Genomic DNA, 3,233 nt, shown 5'->3' on the forward strand with positions numbered 1-3,233 from the left:
CGTCACCCTCGACGCCCGCCGCCGCGACAGCGCCAAAAGCGCCCTCATCACCCTCGTCGAACACGCCCTCCTCGCCCGACTCCGGTGACCGCGGGGGAGCTCACCGGACCCCGGCGGACCGTCCCCTGCAACGGGCCGTCGGGGCCGCGACGCTGACCGGCCGATGTCCTCCGGGGGCACCGCGCAAGACCCGTGTATAAGCAGCGGATAACAGTTCGGTAGGCATTTCGTGATCAACAATGACTCAACGTGGCGAATCGGCGTCACTCAGCGCCAGATGACCACGGTTTTGCTCCGTCATGTCGGTGAATGTCCAGATTGTACCGAGGCGGGCGCCCGACAGCGGCTGTTTGTCCCTCATCCCTGCACGTGCTGAAATTCCAGCTACCCCTGGAAGTCTCCCGCGCCGGTCCCTCCGGCCGCGGGTCAGGGCCCGGGGGTAGCGCTGGATTGATCCATGGCCGGCAGTCGGCCGAGAGGTAGTTGTCGAGTGAGGCGTAAGCAGCAACCCGCCCCGCAGCGGCGCTCCGAGCCCCGCCAGAGCGAGCCGAACGGTACCCCCGGGGCCCCGGCCGGGTTCTCCGCGTTCACTCCCACGGAGGAACGCGCCCAGACCGCCGTCCCGGCTCCCGAGCCCCCGGCCGTCACCGCGGCGCCCCGTACCGGCGGCCCGTCCGGCGACGGTGGCGGCTCCACCCGGTACGACTTCCTCCGCCCGCGCAACTGGCGCGTGCCGACCCGCCTGATCGCGATCCTGCTGATCCCCGTGATCATCAGTCTCGTCTTCGGCGGCCTCCGCGTGAACACCTCGGTCGACGGCTACATCAAGGCCTCCCGCGCCGAGAAGACCGCGGAGCTGGCCAAGGCGGCGACCGAACTCGCCGAGGCGCTGGAGAACGAGCGCGACAAGACGCTCATACCCCTGCTCACCAAGCAGGACCCGAACAACGAGGTGACCAAGCGCCGCGGTGACACCGACGCGGCGCTGAAGGCGTACAACGCCGCCTACGCGGCCTCCGACAAGTCGGGTGAGCTCCCCCGCCGCCACGAGGCCTTCCAGACCACCGTCGTCGACCTGCCGCACCTGCGGGCCAACGCGTACGGCGCCGAGCTGTTCGTCAGCGCCACCGCCAACGCCTACTCGGTGATGATCGGCCCGCTGCTGGCCTATGACAACTCGGTCGGCCTGGGCTCCACCAACGCCACCAGCAAGGGCCGCGCGATCTACGCGATGTCGCTGGCCAAGGCGTCCGCCTCGACCCAGCGCGCGCTGATGCTCAACCTGCTGGTCGGCATCTCGCAGAACGCCACCACGCGGTACGAGAACCAGGACGTCATCCAGCAGATCATGGTCTCGGAGAAGCTGGAACAGGTCTCCCTCAACGAGTTCAACACCGGCAGCGCCCCCGAGGACGCCGCCAAGTACGCGGCCGCGCAGGTCGCCCTGGCCACCGCCCAGGAGCGTTCGGCCTACAAGATGCCCAACGGCTCGGCGCCCACCATGCAGAGCCTGCTCCAGCTCGGCGCCTCGTACAGCCAGGCCGCCGCCGAGGGCCAGCAGAAGGGCAAGGCCGCCGCCGACGCCGCGTACACCGAGGCGAAGAACGCCGGCCTGACCCCGGACAACTGGAACCAGGCCGCGAACACCCACATCCAGGCCCTGCGGAACACCGAAGTCGCGCTGCTGGACGAGGTCCTCACCGACTCCCGCGCCCTGAAGGACAACGCGCTCTACGACGCCATCCTCAACACGATCATCGTCGTCGCGGCGCTCATCCTGGCCGGTCTGCTCACCGGCTACGTCGCCCGCTCGATGATCCTCGGCATGCGCACCCTGCGCAGCGCCGCCCTGGAGATCGCCGACCACCGTCTGCCGGACCTGGTCGAGAAGCTCTCCAAGACCGACCCCGACCGGGTCGACACCTCGGTGAGCCCGATCCCGCTGCACGGCAAGGACGAGATCGGCGAGGTCGCCCGGGCGTTCGACCAGGTCCACCAGCAGGCCGTGGCGCTCGCCGCCGAGCAGGCCCTGCTGCGAGGGAACGTCAACGCGATCTTCACCAACCTGTCGCGCCGCAGCCAGAGCCTGATCCAGCGCCAGCTGGCGCTGATCACCGACCTGGAGAACAACGAGGCGGACCCGGACCAGCTGGAGAACCTCTTCAAGCTGGACCACCTCGCGACCCGCATGCGCCGCAACGGTGAGAACCTGCTCGTCCTCGCGGGCGAGGAGGCCGGCCGCCGCTGGAACACCCCGGTCCCGCTGGTCGACGTGCTCCGCGCCGCCGCCTCCGAGGTGGAGCAGTACGAGCGCGTCGAGCTCTCCGGCATCCCGGAGGTCGACGTCGTCGGCGCCGCCGTGACCGACCTCGTCCACCTGCTCGCCGAGCTGCTGGAGAACGCCACCTCGTTCTCCAGCCCGCAGACCCGGGTGCTGGTCAACGCGACCCGCCTACCGGACGGCCGGGTGCTGGTCGAGATCCACGACAAGGGCATCGGCCTCACCGCCGAGGACTTCGCCGAGATCAACGAGAAGCTGGCCGAGCCGCCCACGGTGGACGCCACCATCTCCCGCCGGATGGGCCTGTTCGTGGTCGGCCGGCTCTCCCAGCGGCACGACATCCGCGTCCAGCTCCGCCCGTCCGGCGAGTCCGCCGGCACCACCTCGCTGGTCATGCTCCCGCCGTTCGTCACCCAGTCGAACGCGGCGCCGGAGCCGGACGAGCAGTTCACCGTCTCCCGGATCTTCGCCGAGCAGGCGCCGGCCGCCGAGTGGGCGCCCGACACCCACGCCCGCAGCGCGGCCGAGCTGGGCTTCGACGACCACCTGACCGGTGCCGGCACCACCGGGGCCTCCGGCTTCAGCCCGGCCCTGGAGGCCGTCCAGCGCTCGCAGCGCCTCGACCAGGTCCGCCGCGCGGCCCTGGAGAGCTCCCCGCAGGCGCCGGTGGTGGACGCCGAGGTCGACGAGGAGTACCAGCAGGGCTACGACCAGTACGCCCCGCAGGGCTACGAGCAGCCCGGCTACGGCCGGCAGGACCAGGCCGACGGCGGCTACGCCGACGACCGGTACGGCTACGACCAGGGCGGCTACCAGCAGGACGAGTACGGCCAGGACGGCTACGGCCAGTACGCCGCGCAGGGCTACGAGCAGCCCGGCTACGGCCGGCAGGACCAGGCCGACGGCGGCTACGCCGACGACCGGTACGGCTACGACCAGGGCGGCTACCAGC

General features: G+C 70.7%; 1 protein-coding gene and 1 pseudogene. Both read left to right on the top strand.

Annotated elements, in window-relative coordinates:
- Positions 1–88: pseudogene (locus ACIQOW_RS39565) on the top strand (ATP-binding protein); the annotation flags it as partial.
- A 402-nt stretch (positions 89–490) separates the two neighbouring features.
- Positions 491–3,233 (top strand): nitrate- and nitrite sensing domain-containing protein (locus ACIQOW_RS39570; RefSeq protein ID WP_401092830.1); only part of this gene is annotated, 2,743 nt, incomplete at its 3' end.

This window comes from Kitasatospora sp. NPDC091335, from assembly GCF_044757205.1.
Lineage (GTDB): Bacteria > Actinomycetota > Actinomycetes > Streptomycetales > Streptomycetaceae > Kitasatospora.